Raw genomic sequence first — 17,316 nt, forward strand, 5'->3', positions numbered from 1 at the left:
ACGATTAACGGGGCCTAAAAATGAATGTATCTGGCCTTTGGACGTATCTTAATTTTTTGGTAATTCCATCCAAACATCCGAGGAAAATAGAACGAACACTTTTAAAATCTTTACTTAAAATGGACTTTAAAGACATGTAAGCCACCCATCGAATGAAGAAGTAAGGGACAAATAGAAAGAGGGAATACCAACGAGCTCTTTCTCTAAAAAACAAAATCAAATTTCTTGTACACAAATAAATTCTAAACCATTGACCTTTGTTTTTCTTTGACGCAAAACCTTCTTTATGCCATACAATTGCTCTAGGTACATATATTATGCCAAAATCAGCCTTCAATGCTCTATAACTATACTCAACATCTTCGATATTAGCAAAAAAATGATCATTTAAATAGCCAATTTTGTCTAATAACTTACTAGAAATCAACATACAACAGCCATTTGCAAATTGCTCAGATTGTGGTTTGAAATTATCTTTGGGATCTTCTTGTTTCCACAAATTATGTTCTCCCATTCCAGAAAGTTTATTTATATAACCTCCAGCATAATATAATTTTGTAGGTTCATCATAAAAGTAAATCTTTGGAACGACAATACCAATACGCTCATTTTTCAGGAATTCTACTTCCATTTCTTTCAAAAAGAAAGGATCAACAACCGTATCATTATTGAGAAGTAAAACATTTTTAGGTTGATATTCCTTTTGAGCTTCGATTATTCCTGCATTATTTCCTCCTGTAAATCCATAATTATATTGTAAAGAGATCAATGTAAACAATTGGTTATTAGTAGAAATATAATCATCAATCAATTTCCATTCTTTCTCAATAGAACCATTATCTACCACAAATACTTTAAAATTATCGTGGTGTATCTGAGCTAAGGAATCCAAGCATGCTATCGTCATCTCTGACGAGTTCCAATTTAATATTATAATAGCGGTGCGCTGGTCCATATTGTTTTTTTAGTTAATGAAAGATTGATACCTAATCCTACAAATAACCAAATGACTAACTGCACAATTGGATCAAACAATATTACCGAAGCCCAGCCTGCACATACTGCGGCGATCAAGAAACAAGGCATAACAGAAGTAAAAATGTTTCGTTCTGTTCGTTTATAGGAAAACATTTTCACAATGGACAAAATATACACTGCAAGTAATAATAAACCCATAAGAATACCAATCTCACCAAGTATCAACCACCAATAAATTTCAGTATTAAAGCTGCGCGGATTTGGTGAGGAATATTGAACTGTGCCTAAACCATATCCAAATGGACGTTCAAATATCTTAATACCACTTTCCTCAAATGTTACTTTTCTCGCTCCTGCACTTGCTTCCTTACCTGTGATAGACGCCATGAATATTTCAGGTAAATCTTTGTTTATCAATACCATACCGACAACAGACGCAATTACATATACCCCAAATTGCCAAATCGGTTTCCAACGTCTTACCACAAATACGAATAAAATAAATGCAGCAAATAGGAATAAGGCCCAACTAGCACGAGAGTAAGTTTGCATTAATGTCGAAATTCCCAATATCAACAACACCAATAAAAAGACTTTATTTTTCCAATTATTTCTCAAGGCAAATAACACATAAGAGAAATATAATAGAATCAAAGCGGTGTACATTCCCAATTCATTTGGACCTACAAAAGGTCCGTACATTCTATTTTTCGCCAAAATTGTATAGGCAGATTCTGTATATAAAATTTTCCCGCTAGGTAATATTTGCGTTATAATTCGGTACAAATGTCCAAACTGAACTGGCATAAATAGTTGCTCGATATGTGCAATAATAAACACCAGAAATGCACTGATACTCAATACAAAGGTGAAAATCCTTTGGTTAATATGAATAAATCTCAAATGCGCGGCAATGAAAAAAGCAACAAGTGGAAATGCCAAACTTTTCACTGAAATCAATGCATCCATTTTATTAGGTGCAAATAGAAATAGAATGCCGATGCCAAACAGCGCAATCACCACCAACCAAAGTGGATAATATTTATTTACCTTAATTTTTCGCTGTTTTATTTGCCACAATATTTTACCCAAAACTACCATCAATACCAGTTCTTTCCACATGGCAAATAAAGATCCTTCTCCAATTAATGGATACAAACATTCTTTAATGAAAAAGTGGAATGGTACAATAGCCACAACAGCCATCAATATCCATTCTTCACTTATAAAAAATGCCAATGCCACTAAAATTAGAAGTAATATTATCTGTATTATCATTCTTAAATTTCTAAAGGATTATCGAGACAAAATGGATTTATATTCCTCCATGCTCTTTTCATAATTGAAATGTTGCTCAACAAACATTCTGCCATTATTTCCAATTTCACGCGCTTTTTCATGATTGGAAAGCAATAAATCAACCGCTTTCATATAATCTTTTGGTTGTTCGCAATGCAGATAGCTTACCTTATCTTCTGCTCTTATTCCCTCAATACCAATTGAATTGGTCATCACTGGCAAGGAACAAGTCATTGATTCTAAGACTTTTATCTTAATACCACCACCATTGAGAAGCGGTACAACCATACCTACACTTTCAAGAAATATCTTTTCAGGTTCTTTTACATATCCTGCAAATTCAACTCCCGGCAGGTTACTCCATTTCTGTTTTAACTCTGCGCCTCCGCCCCCAATTACAATCAATTTTACCTTTTTCTCTAATTGAAATGCTTGATACACATGCTCTATAAACCAATTAACTGCCTCTTTGTTCTCTTCACGATTTAAAGCACCATAAAATACAATCTGAGGTAAAAGTTTAGCTTTTCGCTCTAGGTTTACGCGATGATAATAAGGTGCGACCAGTTCTATTTTATCCGAATGAATGCCATTATCAATCAAAATATTCTTATCATCCAAACTCAAAACTCTGATTAAATTAACGTCAGAAAGCAATTTTAATTCTAATTTTTTGAAAGGATCGACAATTGTTTGCATATTTAATTCCTTATGCGCAAAACGTCTTTGCAATTTTACAAACGAAACATCGTGCTCGGTAACTGCAATTTTAGCATTTGGAAATAAGGATTTACATATTGGCAAAAGAAATAAAACTTCTGTCCATTCCAATACAATCCAGTCCGGATACCAACCAGTTTTTTTCACATTCCCCAATCCTTTTTTGTAAAAATGTCCGTAGATAGGATCCAGTAAGTAATAACTTGGATTGCGTCGCGCAAAAAATAATCGTAAAGAAGTGCGATAATACAATCCTGTAAAAAGGGTAATTATCTTTGGAATTTTTACGGAAAAATCACGGGAATTCGATTGAAATGCCTCTTTCATTTTTGCAAAATCATCATTCCATTTTCCGGCATAAATCCAACCAATTTCAAAATTGGAATCTTTGCAAAAAGAATTTAATGTATGATTAAACAATTGATTACCTGCCATCGCAATCGATGAATGTGCAGGATGTTTGGTTACAAATAATATTTTTTTTGCTGTATTCATTTATCGAATATCACCTCCATTCAATAAAGACATTTTCTTTATATTATCCAAATGATTGACAATTTTATTGGTAAAATGTGTCAGATTTTGTAAAAATAAATCAACAATGGGTTGACCTTTGTCCATCTCTGTATAATCCACCAAACTACAATCTGGATTGATATCAAATAAGCGCAACATTCCTTCAAATTTATTGGCGTAACAGACGCCAAACATTGGTTTTCCTGCTTCAATACCTGAAATTCCAAAATGCATTCTTCCCGTAATGGTTGCATCTACAGAATGTAAAAAACTTTTTAATTGTGGACCATTTTTCAAATCTTGGACAAAAAATCCTTTTCCTGTAAATGCTTTGTTGTATTTTTCAAATAACAATTGCGAAATATCTTTATCGGAAAGTTCGCCACACAAAGGTCGAATATCATGATACAAAAACACTACAGAGCCATTACCAACCTTATTAAACGCTTGCAATAAAGCCATGGATTCAATCAAATACTTATCCAAACCAATCTTTTCCGCCTGAATACTATTTGGACAAAATGCAAAGATAAAATCGCCATGCGCTTTGCTATTATTAGCCCAAGATTCAAATTTTTGATAATTCGTTTGTGAGGTTGTTTCAGCTAATTCGGGACAGACAAAAGCCATGTCACTCACTTGAATTACACGCTCAGGATTGACTTCTGCGACAAGTCGTTGATAGGAATCCACATCTCGCGCTTTCAAATAAGCAAATTTACTCACCGCTCTGAAAGCTTCATAAATCTCTGGAGGCGTTTTTTTACTGATACTAAAACCCGAAAAATATACTTTTTTACCAAGGAGATTGGCCATTTCAGCGATTCGGATATATCGCATACTATGACGTACAGAATAAGCGCCATCCAATGCATCTGCGCCAATGATGAAAATTGCATCTACTTTGCGTAAAGTTTCTGCCCATTTATTGTAATTTCTTACGTGAAAACCACCTTGATAAGATACTTGTGGATAAGCCGAAAGAAAATCATTTCGTTCAATTTTATGATCTGTATAAATGATTACGTTCTTATCGCTTGAAAAATTTTTAACGAAAGACGCCACCATCAATTCGTCCCCAAAACTACCATCCAAATCTGATGGAGGCAGTAAAAGTATCGTGTCCGTTGGCGTATTTTTATTATTAGGTTTCAATTGTCGCTTGATAATTTGGTAAAATTTATCACCGACAAAATCTTTTATATTTTCTTTTAGATCACTCATTATTAATCATTTGTGTAAGGTAGCACAGAATTTACTGCACTGGCTTCAACTTCATTTTTAGCTTTTGAACCATGGCTATTAAGAGTTGCTTTTCTTCTTTTTCTAGTGCAAAAAGTAAAATTGAACCAAAGAAAAATATACCAGAAAGTAAAAATGTGATGAGAATACGCCAAGGTGAATGAAAAAATCGTACCGAAAAATAACAAACACCTAAATTGATTGCGACAGGTATAATCTGTAGAACATATACTTTTTTACAATATTCCGATATATCCATCCCCGCCAATTCTTTCAAAAAGAACATTCTAAATATGCAAGCAATAATTTCTATAAATACAAATACTAATATTACCCAATACGGATCAAAATGTAGGTATAACAACAATAAAGCGCTGGGGATATTCATTAATATGAGAGAACCCATAACTATTTGATACACTTTAATTTTTCCAATAGCTTGTGCAGCCGATTGTAATCCTACGGTTTCTTGATTTAATAATGCACTAATGATCGAAAGACTACAAAAAATAACCGTGTGCGGCGGTACTTCTTTTAACCATAAATGCAAAACTGCCGGCATTTCGAAAATAATCGGAATACCCGCAGCGGCCATCAGAAAAAAACCAAATTTGGATGCAGTCATGGATAAAGACAGCATTCGTTTTCGATCTCCATCACCTTCACTTCGCATAATTTGCGGATTAATGGCTCTCAATAAAGTTTCTGAAAAATAATTTAACTGAGAAATTACTTGATTGGAGATTCCATATGCAGCATTAATGATCGTCCCAAAAAATTTGTTTAAAAGCACTGCAACGCCCTGCACACGACCAATTGAACAGACTGATCCAAACATATTCCAACCTGCAAAAGAAGACAATTCTTTAATCTGCTTTTTATCATAATGCCAGATTCCTTTTACGACACATTCTGGATATTTTTTAAAACAATAAACCGCATATAGTACAAAACTCAACACGCCAATACAAGCCATCAACATTCCATATACAATCAATTTATCTTGATGTGTGTAGAAGAGATAATATGCTATTCCCAATTTGGCAAATGATTCTACTAAAGCTACAATAGCCGACCATAATTGATTTTCATGTGCATTTAACAATCCCATGAATGGAACCGAAATGATATTAAAGAAAAATGTTAGAGCCATAAACTGATAAATCGCTTTGGCAGCATGTATACGATCAGGAGCAATATTTAAAAACCCATGAAATAAAAATAAACCTAACACTTGTAAGGAGACCACAATTATAACACCGATTGCAAGATGTAGCAATAAACTATTTTTAAAAATAGATTTTAAAATAGCAATATCATTACTTCCTTGATAAAAAGATAAGAATCTTTGTGTACTAGTCGCCATTGCAGTATTTAAAAATGACAACATCATAATCAAACCTGCAATCAAACTGTAAATTCCAAAATCAGCATTTCCCAATGCACGCAATACTATTCTCGTGGAAAACAATACAATTACAATTGAAATTATTAATCGTGTAAATAGAATAACGGTATTGAGTATTATTTTACTAGAAGAATTCTGTTGCGTCATTTATGTAAATTAAAAAACTAAAAGTCTCATATTTAAAAGTGATTAATTATTGCTTATCTGTAGCAAGCGAACTTTCTTTAGGGGGAAACAAAAATCTTAATGGATGTTTCCTAAAATAATGCCAAAGTATTTTAATAAACTCTGGATACTCACGCATCTTAATACCTCGAGAACGCAGTGCAACATAAAATGCCAAGGAAAAGCTAATAGCAAAATTGAAAAATCCAATGCCAAAAATCCCCAAAGCTAGTTCCCATAAGAAGCGGGGTTGTATATTTTCAAATCCCAACCCGTAACAACCAATTGCCACGTTGGCAGATGCAATTGTTACGTGCCGTACATCGAAATTGATTCCGAAAATTTGCGTAACAACACTCGACATTCCCATTAAAAACCCGAAAGCGATATTACCAGCCATCGCACCGGAATGATGTTCAATGTAATTACCCAATTTTTCCAATCTCGTTTTTGACATAGTCAAACTCAAAATTGGGTGTTGCACGATTCTTTTGGCTACATGTTCGTATTTCATTTTATTGCCAACATATCCTGCTAACAATCCTGTCAAAAATAAAAAGACCCCAGCATTACAAGCATACAAAAGAGAAAAACTATGCCATGGGTGTTGATCTTGTAGGGTGTCTAAGGCATGTACTCCTTCCAAAATTTTATGTCCTTTGATTTTATCATACAAAAATGCTAATAAATAGGAACCAGGAATCACGATCATCAAATTACCAATAAACGACGCATTTTGGCTACGCATTACTCTTGCAACAGTTACCGCCAATTGGTACAGATTTGGATTGCCAACATTTTTTTTGCTATCTAAAGAACTCGCTACCGCACTTGCCGTAAACGCCGGTTGCTTGGTTGCCAAGGTGGAATGAGTTTCTTCTATTGCGACGAATCCCACGCTATAATTAATACTATACGCAATTCCCTGCCAAAACGGAGGAATATTTAATAAATGTAATAGCAATTTGAAAAATGCAATAAAACAAATGATTACGCCACCCCACGCTGCGGTATAGATCATTTTCCACCAAGCTTTTGCAGTGGTTGTGATGTACTTCCCTCCTTTTGTACCTTTATGCTCGGCGATTTGATACGCTACATATCCCAATGTCTGGGAAAATAATTCACGAATACTAGATTTACGTTTTTCATTTCTAACTAACAATCTAAACAAATCCACAAATTTTCCCGTATCCAAATGTTCATCTTGATTCATTGAATCTACTAAGATGCGCATTCTATCCAAAAATGATTCCAATCTAAAAGTGGTGAAAGTCAGTGAAACACTCGCTCCATTTTCCGATTGATTTTTTTGGACATCTTGTAAACAAGAAATAGAAGCCAACAACATATCTTCCAAATCTTTGAGTAAATCATTGATTTTTTTTACGTTACTAGGTTCTTCTTTTAATACGGTTTCTAATTGGACACTAATTAAATTTTGAAGGACAAATGGATTGTTTCGATTTCCTTTTACATTTTCATCTAGATAATTCACCAATTCTTTATCTAACCCCAAATTGGCAACACGGTAAGATAATATTAAAGTAGACTTCAGTAATTGTTTAGTAACGGATGCATTGTTAGACGATCCTTTAAATCCAATTATTTCAAAAAAATTAATCCAAATCTGCCTTGGTATATTTTGCACCCATAAATAATCACCTTTATTGTAAAAAATATGATTTAGTACGTATAAAAAATCACCTTTTTCTTGTAAAGGTGGTAATAACTTATAAGTCATTCTTTTGGTAAATTCTTGTCCAAAACCTTGACTTTGATATAAGCCACTTTCTGTTAGTGCCGGAACCAAATTTGTATTCAAAAGTTGAGACAAGAATGCCGAACGTACATTACTCAATAGCAATTGATTGTCAACCAATTGTTTATTCATATCAATCAGCAATTCATCTGAATGGTAGAAATATTTTAATCGAATTGGACGTATTCTTTGAAAAAAATCTACCAAAAATTCTAAGCCAGCTTCTTCATCCAAAAAATCCAATTTGTAGTCCTCTAACAAGGTCGCTTCGATTAAATCCTTTCTCTTTTTATCTTTCTTTTTTAATAATGCCATACAATGAATTAATTTTGCCTAATATTAGATCTACACCTTAACAAAAATATTGTTTTTTTCTCCAAGGTAAAAAATAGATCTACATAGAAATCCAGACCAATATTATGTTTTACAAGGTTTTCCAAAAAGTAATGAACAAATGCAGATACATCATTCTGCTTTTGAAAAAGAAGCTATCCGCTCCTCAGTTTTTATTATTATCGTGTGTAATTGTAGGATTGGTGGTTGCTTGTGCCACTGTTGCGTTGAAAATATTTGTATATCATTTAGAGGAGTTTTTCTTTGTAGATGTAAAAGTAAGTCAAAGATTTTGGTATCCGCCTTTAGTTTGTTTAGTTGGTATCGGATTGACTAATATATTGATTATCAAAATATTTAAAAAGAATTTCCTGAAGGGTAATGACACCATTGTTTATGCTATAGCCAAACAAAATGCCAATCTACCTTTTAGTGAAATGTATTCCCCATTAATAACGAGTGGCATTACTGTCAGTATGGGTGGTTCTGCAGGATTGGAATCTCCCATTGTTGCCGCAGGTGCCGCTATTGGTTCTAATATTGGTAGAGTGGCTTATTTATCCAAAAAAGACAAAACATTATTGATTGCATGTGGTATTGCTGCTGGTATATCTACCGCATTCAGTGCTCCAGTGGCAGGAGTTTTATTTGCAGTGGAAGTTTTAGCGATCGATATTTCGATAGCCTCTTTTATTCCACTTTTAATTGCAGGAGCATTGGGCTCCATCATGTCACAAGTCTTACTCGGTGAAAATATCTTGTTATCTTTTATTTCCATGCGTCCATTTGATTATAGCAATTTGCATTTCTATATTTTATTAGGGGTAATCTGTGGTATGGTCTCTTTGTATTACGCAAGAGTATTTGAATGGATGGAACACCAATTTGCCAAAGTTAAATCGCCGTATTTGAAATGGTTAACTGGCTCGATTTTATTAGGAATTTTAATTATTTTCTTTCCTCCATTATTCGGAGAAGGGTATCAATTCATCAAAGGATTGGCCAACACACATACATTGGCCGAGTCTACTAGGCCCTTTTATTTAACCTATACTGATAACAAATGGATCTTATTTGCCACCATTGTTGTGATAGGTTTATTAAAAGTATTTGCAACGGGGTTGACTTTATTAGGTGGCGGTAATGGAGGTAGCTTCGCACCATCTTTGTTTATTGGCGGATTAATGGGATATATTTTGGGACAATTTTGTATTCTGACTGGCCAAGTGGATGTACCCATGGCCAATTTCATTGTAGCTGGGATGGCTGGGATGCTAAGTGGGATGTTTTTCGCACCACTTACCGCCATTTTCTTGAGTGCTGAATTGACCAATGGCTATTCTTTATTTATTCCTTTAATGTTGGTTGCCGCGATTAGCTTCTGTGTGGTTCGTTATTTCGAACCATTATCTATGGAAATGAAAAAATTGAAAATCAGAACCTCTTTAAATCCTTTGGATAAAGATCATTTCCTTTTGAGTAAATTAGAATTGGTGAGTTTTATCAATGGTAATTTTCCACATTTTTTCGAAACAGATATTATTCAAGACATTTTACCTAAAATAGAAGAAAGCGATCAATACATTTTTGCAGTAGTGGATAAGGACATGAAATATAAAGGTGTTCTATTTTTCAATACAATCAAACATGCTTTATTCGAATCTGCACCCGAAAATAAGCAAATTACAGTCGAACATCTTATGACAAAAATCCAACCGTTGCATTACAAACACTTATTAAGCGATGCATTAGAAAGATTTGAAGATGGTAAAAGTCACACTATGTATTTACCGATTATAGATACAGATAATGTTTGGTTGGGATTTGTAAGTAAAATGGATATTTTATCACAATACAGAAAAGAAGTCATTGGTAATTCCTACTAATGACTTCTCCGAAAACTGGTAATTATTAAAACTTAAACGAGAATTATAACGTAAAATATTCACGATAGGCACGTAATAAACGCCAAGTCAATATGATGTGCGTAATATATATTGCAGAAATTATCAGAATAAATTTAAAAAATCCCATCAAAAATTGAATGAATTGCGAGTACGTTAAGTTCAAATTAGAACTCTGCATGGCTTCCATTTGGTTATAGGTGGCTCTGAATTGTGTTTCAACAGAACTTTGATTGGTCAAAATAAAAATGATAGAAATGAATAACATTACTTGTTGGAAAAATGTAACGTAAGAATTTATCTTAATCCAATCTTTCAAATTGCTCTTCACAGGATTATTGCCAATAACGGCTCTAGAATTGAACCTAAAACTAAAAAAACTATACAAAAACAAACAGATCATAAACGCAAGCCCTAATAATATCTGTGGATTTGCAAAAGCCATTGGCATCGCCATGAAAATACACACCAACACAAAATAGGAAATCGGCATGATGATAAAGGACAATATTTTATAAAGTGTCAACACGTTTTTCTAGTTTTAATATTTATATAAAATCAATTTCTTTGGAATAATCTAAAAACATTTGCAAAGCATCTTTCATATCCTGCGTAAGGTCGTAATTAATATTATGTGTAAAATAATATTTTAGATCATAGGCGGGAAAAGGCTTTTCAGTCACGATCTGATCCAAATATTTTTCCCAATGACTATTTGCCTCATTGAATATCTGAACAAATTCTTCGGGTAAAGGTTTATTGGCAATCCACGCTGCAAACAAAAATGGCTTTCCCGTCAACTTGCGCCATTCTCTTGCGAGGTCGTAAATATATTTGAAATTATTTAATTGGACTAATGCTCGGTCGCCAATAATAACGCCAGCGGTTGTCCCTTTTATCTGATCTACAAATTCGCCCGTTGTCAGTATAAATTCGACATCTTTTTTCCACAAAAATTTCATCAAAATTTTACACAGGTTAATCGACGTACGACTTTGATAATCTAAAAGTACCGTTGTAATTTCATCCAAAGGCACTTCACTAAATAAACAAACAGATGCTACATCGCCTTCAGCGGCGATAACGTAATTGGAAATTATATGCGGATCTTTTAATTTGGGAATGGCTGCCACCGAAACCAAGCCAACATCTACCTCATCATCTTCTAACATTTTTACCAATTTGGAAGGATAATCTTCCACTAAAATCATCTTGTCTTGCAGTGGACTATAATCTTGCACGCCATAAATTAATGGTCTCGCATTCAAATAGCTCACAGAAGCTACTCTAATCTTCTTCAATATAACTTAACTTTGCACGCAAATATATAAAAAAGCTATTGTTGCAGTTGGCAACATTTTCTTAAAAACAAAATAATGGAGCTTAACAATTTAACAGCTATATCCCCGATTGATGGTAGATATAGAAAACAATCTCAGTTTCTAGGCGATTATTTTTCTGAATTTGCATTGATTAAATATCGTGTATTTGTAGAAGTACAATATTTTATCTTTTTATCTGAAGAAAAAATATTCAAATTACCCGCAAAAATCAAAGCTGCTTTGGAAATCATGGCAAATGATTTCTCCATTGAAGATGCGAAAAGAATCAAAGAGATTGAAGCTACGACCAATCATGATGTCAAAGCTGTTGAATATTTTATCAAAGAAAAATTAGACGAAGCTGGCGGAAAAGACATCAAAGAATGGGTGCATTTCGGTCTAACGTCACAAGATATCAATAACACATCCATTCCATTGAGTTGGAAAGATTATATTTCTAATGAGTATTTACCTTCGATTATTAATTTGCAAAATCACATTCGTGCATTTGCAAAAGAATGGAGGGATATTCCGATGTTGGCGCGCACACACGGACAACCCGCTTCTCCAACACGTTTGGGTAAGGAATTGATGGTCTTCGTTGAGCGTTTAGATAATCAAATTGCTTTATTTTCTCAAGTTCCATTCACCGCAAAATTTGGTGGGGCTACGGGTAATTTCAATGCGCACAATGTCGCTTTTCCTAAAAAAGATTGGATCAAATTGGGCAATCAATTTGTGGAAGAAAAATTAGAATTGCAAAGACAACAATTCACTACGCAAATTGAGCATTATGATAATCTAGCGGCGCATTTTGACGCGATCCGTCGTATCAATACGATATTGTTGGATTTCTGTAAAGACATTTGGACTTATATCAGTTTGGATTATTTCAAACAAAAAATTAAAGCGGGTGAGGTTGGTTCGTCTGCAATGCCACACAAAGTCAATCCCATTGATTACGAAAATGCAGAAGGTAATTTGGGTATTGCGAATGCATTATTGACACATCTATCCGAAAAATTGCCGATTAGTAGAATGCAAAGAGATTTGACAGACTCTACTGTATTAAGAAATTTGGGTGTTCCGATGGCGCATGTAACCATTGCCATTAATTCTATTGAAAAAGGTTTGGGTAAAATCGTTTTACACGAAGAAACGTTCCTTGCAGATTTGGAAAAAAATTGGGCGGTAGTTGCAGAAGCAATTCAGACAATTTTGCGTAGAGAAAATTATCCAAATCCTTACGAAGCATTGAAAGCGTTAACACGTGGTAAAGCGCATATTACAGAAAAAGACATGCACAAATTTGTCAAAGATCTTGACGTAAGCGAATCTGTAAAAAAAGAATTAATGAAGATCACTCCACAAAATTATGTGGGAATCAATCCAGAATATTAATTAAAAAAACAGCGTTGAAAAATTTCAACGCTGTTTTTTTATGCTTTTTCCATGTTATATTTGGAAATAAAATTAACAAAACTATAGATCAACACATGGAAAATCCTTTTTTAAACCCCGAAGAACAATTGCCAAATCCTGGCTTAAATTTATCTTTTATTGCCAAAGAATATGTAAAAAAGACCATAAAATGGACCAAATTTTTAGCAATTCTTTCCTTTATTTTAATTGGACTCATGTTTATCTCCTATGCAGCCGTTTTATTAAAATCAATGGGAGCTATCGGTATTATCGCATTAATATTTGCAGCCGCACTACTAAGTCTTAATGTCATTCCAACGATCTATCTTTTTCAGTTTTCCAAATATTCCAAATTGGCACTAGAAAATGACAATAATGAATATTGGGAAATTGCACTTAAATATCAATCCAAACTGTATCAGTTTATTGGTATTTTAATCATCGTCGTTGTTGCATTTTATCTTATCATGTTCTTGTGCTTTGGTTCCTTTATAATGACTCAATTTAGATCGCAAATGCAGTCCATTAATGTACAAGATACGAACGCATTTTAAAGTAAAAAACGAGCATCATAATGATGCTCGTTTTTTTTTACGCTTCAATTGTAAATTCGAATAGTTTTTCCGTTCCTATTCTCCCAATAAAATGATCACCAATTTTGGAAGCTCCGACTCCCGCTGGCGTTCCGGTAAATATTAAATCACCTGGTTCAATAGTAAAATATTGCGTAATCGCCGCAATCAATTCACGCATGGGAAAAATCATCAAATCCGTATCTCCGTTTTGCATAATAGCTTCGTTTTTTTCCAAAGTATACAACAAATGTTGACTTTTCATTGCTGATGTAAATGGAATAAAATCGCCGATGATTGCAGAATGATCAAAAGCTTTTGCTTTTTCCCAAGGCAAACTTTTAGCTTTCAACTTCGTTTGAATATCTCTTGCGGTGAAGTCAATTCCCAAAGAAATTTCATCTACATAATCAAACGCATTTTCTGCAGTAAGATTTGTGCCTGTCTTAGAAACTTTCAATACCAATTCACATTCATAATGCAAATCTTGGGTAAATTTTGGATAATGAAATTTGTCTTTGTAATACAAATAGGCAGATTCCGGTTTCATAAACAAAACGGGTTCATCAGGCACTTCATTTTTTAATTCCAACGCGTGCGCCACATAGTTACGTCCCACACAAATTATTTTCATATTCTACGATTTAATAATGATTATTTTTTATCAATTGCATTTTTTGAGCATAGCGCTCTTTTCTTACTTCTTGCACTGGAATATTTCTAATCTTACTATCCAACCAGGCGATAATATCGAGATACATAAATGAACGAGATTCCAAAGGATTTCCTTCGTATTTTTCCAATTTATGTTTCAATTGAATAAAGGCTTTTGTCATCATTTTTGGTGAGGAGGAAATACTCAAAGTCTTCTTTATAAAATTGAAAATCTCCTCTTCTACAACCGTGAGATTTTTCATTTTCGCCATATAGCGATACACCGATTTAATCAAGGATTCTAATATCTCTTCATTGCCCAATTCATAATGGGCAATCAAATGTAATAAGCGCGCATAACATTGAATGTCTGTACGCAAACTATATTTTATATGAATTATCTTATTCAAATACTTGATTGTGTTGTCATTATCACCACTTCCAAAATACAAACAAGCAATTTTATAATAAAAAACGAGAATTCTGTGCATATCCAATTGCAACCTAAACTCTTCCAATTTTTCATCCAAATAAGGCACCAATTCCAATCCTTCGGAAAAGGTACCACACATAAAATGTCCATTTAACCGAGCAATATTCAAATACGTAAATATTTGAATTCGATTATTACTATTGCTATTGGCAATTTCAGAAGTGGAAAATTCTTCGAATCGTTTCAATATTTCATTGAACTTCTCTATATTATTGGTATCGAAATGTGCACTTAATAGGTTGTGATAGGCTTTAATATACTGTCCTGTTTCAATCGGAATCATTTGTGGATTGTCGTCGAACAAATCCAACCATTTCTGCGCATGTCGATAAAACATTTTGAAATCTTGCAAAATGAAATAGTACCAGCAATGACTTTGGAAAAAATACATTTTCTCGTAAAATTTCAGCTGATTCAATTCGCATATGGGCATATTTGCTTCAAAAAACATTTTTACGGCCGCGACATCTTTATCGTCTCTTGCGTGTCCCATTTTGATATACCAACCATACATCTGCAAACTCAGATTGGATAACTTACCTTGATTGACCAAGCGATTATCAATTTCATCCAATTCTCGAGAAAGCAATTCCGCCCGATTCTCTGCACTTCGCGTAATATGTAAAGCTTCAATTTTCTTTTCAAAAATCACCGCTTGTAAGCGAAAAGTCAATTGATTATTTTCAAATGCAGTTTGTTTGATTTTTTCCAAAAGTTTCAAACTCTGCATATACAATCCCTTATTATATAATATACGAGCATAGGAAAGCATTTCATTGAGATACATTTCTACATTGTCATCATCACGAACCATGCGTAGTGAGGACATTAACTGCTTGTATAACAATGCCTTTATATTAGATAATTGAGATTTTTTAATGCTGTCATCTACTTTTTTCAATACAATATCTTCGTCATACTCTTCCAATTTATCCAAAGTATCAAATAGTAAAACGCTCTTCATCTCCTCGCTCCCAGCAAGACGCTTCATAAAAAGCTTGAAATTGCGCTTTTCACTCTTTTCTAATGATTTAACCAATTGAAATAATTCATCCGAATTTCGGTTGGGCATCGTAAATATTTTTTACATAAAATATTAATAATCAATTAATTAAATATATTTCAAAACACTTAGCCAGTGTAAAAAGTATACATTTTTGATTTTTAATATGCAATGCATCTTCCTAAGTTTGCAAAACGCATTTTTTAGAAGCTGCATATTTACAAATATAACTTCTAAATCACGCATTAAATTAAAAGATTCTATGTCAAATCAAAAGATCCATATTTTCGACACCTCCCTTAGAGATGGCGAACAAGTACCAGGTTGCAAGCTTAATACGAAAGAAAAAATTGAATTGGCCATCAAATTGGAAGAATTAGGTGTAGACGTTATTGAAGCGGGCTTTCCTATTTCCTCTCCTGGAGACTTTTCTTCCGTAGAAGAAATCTCTAAAGTTATAAAAAATGCTACAGTTTGCGGGTTGACTCGCGCTGTTAAAAAAGATATAGAGGTTGCCGCAGACGCGTTAAAACTAGCGAAAAAACCAAGAATTCATACAGGTATCGGCTCTTCTGACAATCATATCAAGTACAAATTTAACACTACAAGAGAAAACATATTGGAACGTGCTGTTGAGGCCGTGAAATATGCAAGAAACTTTGTAGATGATGTTGAGTTTTATGCGGAAGATGCAGGTAGAGCGGATATTGAGTTTTTGGCAAAATTGACAGAAGCCGTTATTGGTGCAGGAGCAACCGTTGTGAACATTCCGGACACAACAGGTTTTTGTTTGCCGCACCAGTATCAGGCTAAAATGGAGTATTTAATCAACCATGTTTCTAATATAGATAAAGCGATTTTATCTTGTCATTGTCACAATGATTTGGGATTGGCAGTAGCAAATTCTATAGCTGGAGCTATTGGTGGTGCACGTCAGATCGAATCCACAATCAACGGTATCGGTGAAAGAGCGGGTAACTGTTCGCTTGAAGAAGTCGTCATGATCATCAAAAAACATCCAGAGTTGGGATTTTATACAGATGTTAAATCTGAATTGTTGAATCCAATGTCTAGATTGATTTCAGATACGATGCGTATGCCGATCCAAGCAAATAAAGCTGTGGTTGGTAGCAACGCATTTGCGCATTCTTCTGGTATTCACCAAGATGGATTTTTGAAAAATTCATCTACCTATGAAATTATTAATCCTGAAGAAGTCGGTGCAGGTAATACACAACATATCGTATTGACAGCGAGAAGTGGTAGAGCGGCGTTGGCATTTAGAATGCGTGGATTGGGACATGAATTTACAAGAGATGAAATGGATGAATTGTACAAACAATTCCTTGAAGTTGCAGATAGCAAGAAAGAAGTCAATGATGATGATTTGAATGAACTTGCGAAGACATTTGCAACTGCGAATGCATAAACCTATCAAACCTTAGCGTCGTTTTCGCTAAGGTTTATTAATTTTTATATAAATGCTATTGTAAAGATGGATAGCATTTTGGATGAATAATTTC

The 17,316-nt window shown here is 33.9% G+C and carries 14 protein-coding genes; 4 read left to right on the top strand and 10 right to left on the bottom strand.

Features of this window, described 5'->3' with window-relative positions:
- Window positions 1-4: 4 nt before the first annotated feature.
- From E0W69_RS10960 to E0W69_RS10985, 6 genes are read right to left on the bottom strand one after another with little or no spacing between them, the layout of a single operon-like run.
- On the bottom strand, window positions 5-907 hold the full coding sequence (locus E0W69_RS10960) for a glycosyltransferase family 2 protein (RefSeq protein WP_191967818.1): 903 nt from the start codon (window positions 905-907) through the stop codon (window positions 5-7).
- Window positions 908-930: 23 nt separating this feature from the next.
- Window positions 931-2,256 carry an O-antigen ligase family protein gene (locus E0W69_RS10965; RefSeq protein WP_131330105.1) on the bottom strand — a complete coding sequence of 442 codons (1,326 nt, stop codon included), beginning with the start codon at window positions 2,254-2,256 and terminating at the stop codon, window positions 931-933.
- 18 nt (window positions 2,257-2,274) lie between these two features.
- Window positions 2,275-3,492 (bottom strand): glycosyltransferase, encoded by a 1,218-nt coding sequence (locus E0W69_RS10970; RefSeq protein WP_131330106.1) that lies wholly within the window; start codon window positions 3,490-3,492, stop codon window positions 2,275-2,277.
- The gene (locus tag E0W69_RS10975; protein ID WP_131330107.1) at window positions 3,493-4,737 is read right to left on the bottom strand and encodes a polysaccharide pyruvyl transferase family protein; all 1,245 of its coding nucleotides are present in this window, start codon (window positions 4,735-4,737) and stop codon (window positions 3,493-3,495) included.
- Window positions 4,738-4,768: 31 nt separating this feature from the next.
- Window positions 4,769-6,310, bottom strand: a complete 1,542-nt coding sequence (locus E0W69_RS10980) for an MATE family efflux transporter (RefSeq protein ID WP_131330108.1) — start codon at window positions 6,308-6,310, stop codon at window positions 4,769-4,771.
- Between the two features lie 46 nt (window positions 6,311-6,356).
- Window positions 6,357-8,405: a hypothetical protein gene (locus E0W69_RS10985; protein ID WP_131330109.1), complete on the bottom strand. Its 2,049-nt coding sequence runs from the start codon at window positions 8,403-8,405 to the stop codon at window positions 6,357-6,359.
- Between the two features lie 161 nt (window positions 8,406-8,566).
- Here E0W69_RS10985 and E0W69_RS10990 point away from each other — a divergent pair, with 161 nt between their 5' ends.
- Window positions 8,567-10,309, top strand: a complete 1,743-nt coding sequence (locus E0W69_RS10990) for a chloride channel protein (RefSeq protein ID WP_191967819.1) — start codon at window positions 8,567-8,569, stop codon at window positions 10,307-10,309.
- A 43-nt stretch (window positions 10,310-10,352) separates the two neighbouring features.
- Here the strand turns inward: E0W69_RS10990 and E0W69_RS10995 are convergent, their stop codons facing one another.
- Together E0W69_RS10995 and E0W69_RS11000 are read right to left on the bottom strand one after the other, a co-directional pair.
- Window positions 10,353-10,856, bottom strand: a complete 504-nt coding sequence (locus tag E0W69_RS10995) for a hypothetical protein (protein WP_131330111.1) — start codon at window positions 10,854-10,856, stop codon at window positions 10,353-10,355.
- A 19-nt stretch (window positions 10,857-10,875) separates the two neighbouring features.
- Entirely contained in the window at window positions 10,876-11,628 is a 753-nt protein-coding gene (locus E0W69_RS11000; protein ID WP_225321234.1) for a menaquinone biosynthetic enzyme MqnA/MqnD family protein, read from the bottom strand.
- Between the two features lie 75 nt (window positions 11,629-11,703).
- Here E0W69_RS11000 and purB point away from each other — a divergent pair, with 75 nt between their 5' ends.
- Window positions 11,704-13,050: an adenylosuccinate lyase gene (gene purB, locus E0W69_RS11005; protein ID WP_131330113.1), complete on the top strand. Its 1,347-nt coding sequence runs from the start codon at window positions 11,704-11,706 to the stop codon at window positions 13,048-13,050.
- Window positions 13,051-13,145: 95 nt separating this feature from the next.
- Window positions 13,146-13,625 (top strand): hypothetical protein, encoded by a 480-nt coding sequence (locus E0W69_RS11010; RefSeq protein ID WP_131330114.1) that lies wholly within the window; start codon window positions 13,146-13,148, stop codon window positions 13,623-13,625.
- Between the two features lie 37 nt (window positions 13,626-13,662).
- On the opposite strand, the gene E0W69_RS11015 is transcribed toward E0W69_RS11010, so the two are convergent.
- On the bottom strand, window positions 13,663-14,277 hold the full coding sequence (locus E0W69_RS11015; RefSeq protein WP_131330115.1) for a fumarylacetoacetate hydrolase family protein: 615 nt from the start codon (window positions 14,275-14,277) through the stop codon (window positions 13,663-13,665).
- Window positions 14,278-14,287: 10 nt separating this feature from the next.
- Entirely contained in the window at window positions 14,288-15,862 is a 1,575-nt protein-coding gene (locus E0W69_RS11020) for a hypothetical protein (RefSeq protein WP_131330116.1), read from the bottom strand.
- A gap of 193 nt (window positions 15,863-16,055) precedes the next feature.
- On the opposite strand from E0W69_RS11020, the gene E0W69_RS11025 reads away from it, so the two are divergent.
- A complete protein-coding gene (locus tag E0W69_RS11025; protein WP_131330117.1) occupies window positions 16,056-17,222 on the top strand; it encodes a 2-isopropylmalate synthase in 1,167 nt (388 codons plus the stop codon).
- Window positions 17,223-17,316 lie beyond the last annotated feature (94 nt).

Source organism: Rhizosphaericola mali (assembly GCF_004337365.2).
In the GTDB taxonomy this organism is placed as follows: Bacteria; Bacteroidota; Bacteroidia; order Chitinophagales; family Chitinophagaceae; genus Rhizosphaericola; species Rhizosphaericola mali.

Excerpts from the sequence above, each read along its gene's own strand:
- E0W69_RS10980 (WP_131330108.1), bottom strand. The coding sequence starts at position 6,310 with ATGACGCAACAGAATTCTTCTAGTAAAATAATACTCAATACCGTTATT.
- E0W69_RS10985 (WP_131330109.1), bottom strand. The coding sequence starts at position 8,405 with ATGGCATTATTAAAAAAGAAAGATAAAAAGAGAAAGGATTTAATCGAA.
- E0W69_RS11015 (WP_131330115.1), bottom strand. The coding sequence starts at position 14,277 with ATGAAAATAATTTGTGTGGGACGTAACTATGTGGCGCACGCGTTGGAA.
- E0W69_RS11025 (WP_131330117.1), top strand. The coding sequence starts at position 16,056 with ATGTCAAATCAAAAGATCCATATTTTCGACACCTCCCTTAGAGATGGC.
- E0W69_RS11020 (WP_131330116.1), bottom strand. The coding sequence starts at position 15,862 with ATGCCCAACCGAAATTCGGATGAATTATTTCAATTGGTTAAATCATTA.
- E0W69_RS10965 (WP_131330105.1), bottom strand. The coding sequence starts at position 2,256 with ATGATAATACAGATAATATTACTTCTAATTTTAGTGGCATTGGCATTT.
- E0W69_RS11010 (WP_131330114.1), top strand. The coding sequence starts at position 13,146 with ATGGAAAATCCTTTTTTAAACCCCGAAGAACAATTGCCAAATCCTGGC.
- purB (WP_131330113.1), top strand. The coding sequence starts at position 11,704 with ATGGAGCTTAACAATTTAACAGCTATATCCCCGATTGATGGTAGATAT.
- E0W69_RS10975 (WP_131330107.1), bottom strand. The coding sequence starts at position 4,737 with ATGAGTGATCTAAAAGAAAATATAAAAGATTTTGTCGGTGATAAATTT.
- E0W69_RS10960 (WP_191967818.1), bottom strand. The coding sequence starts at position 907 with ATGACGATAGCATGCTTGGATTCCTTAGCTCAGATACACCACGATAAT.
- E0W69_RS10970 (WP_131330106.1), bottom strand. The coding sequence starts at position 3,492 with ATGAATACAGCAAAAAAAATATTATTTGTAACCAAACATCCTGCACAT.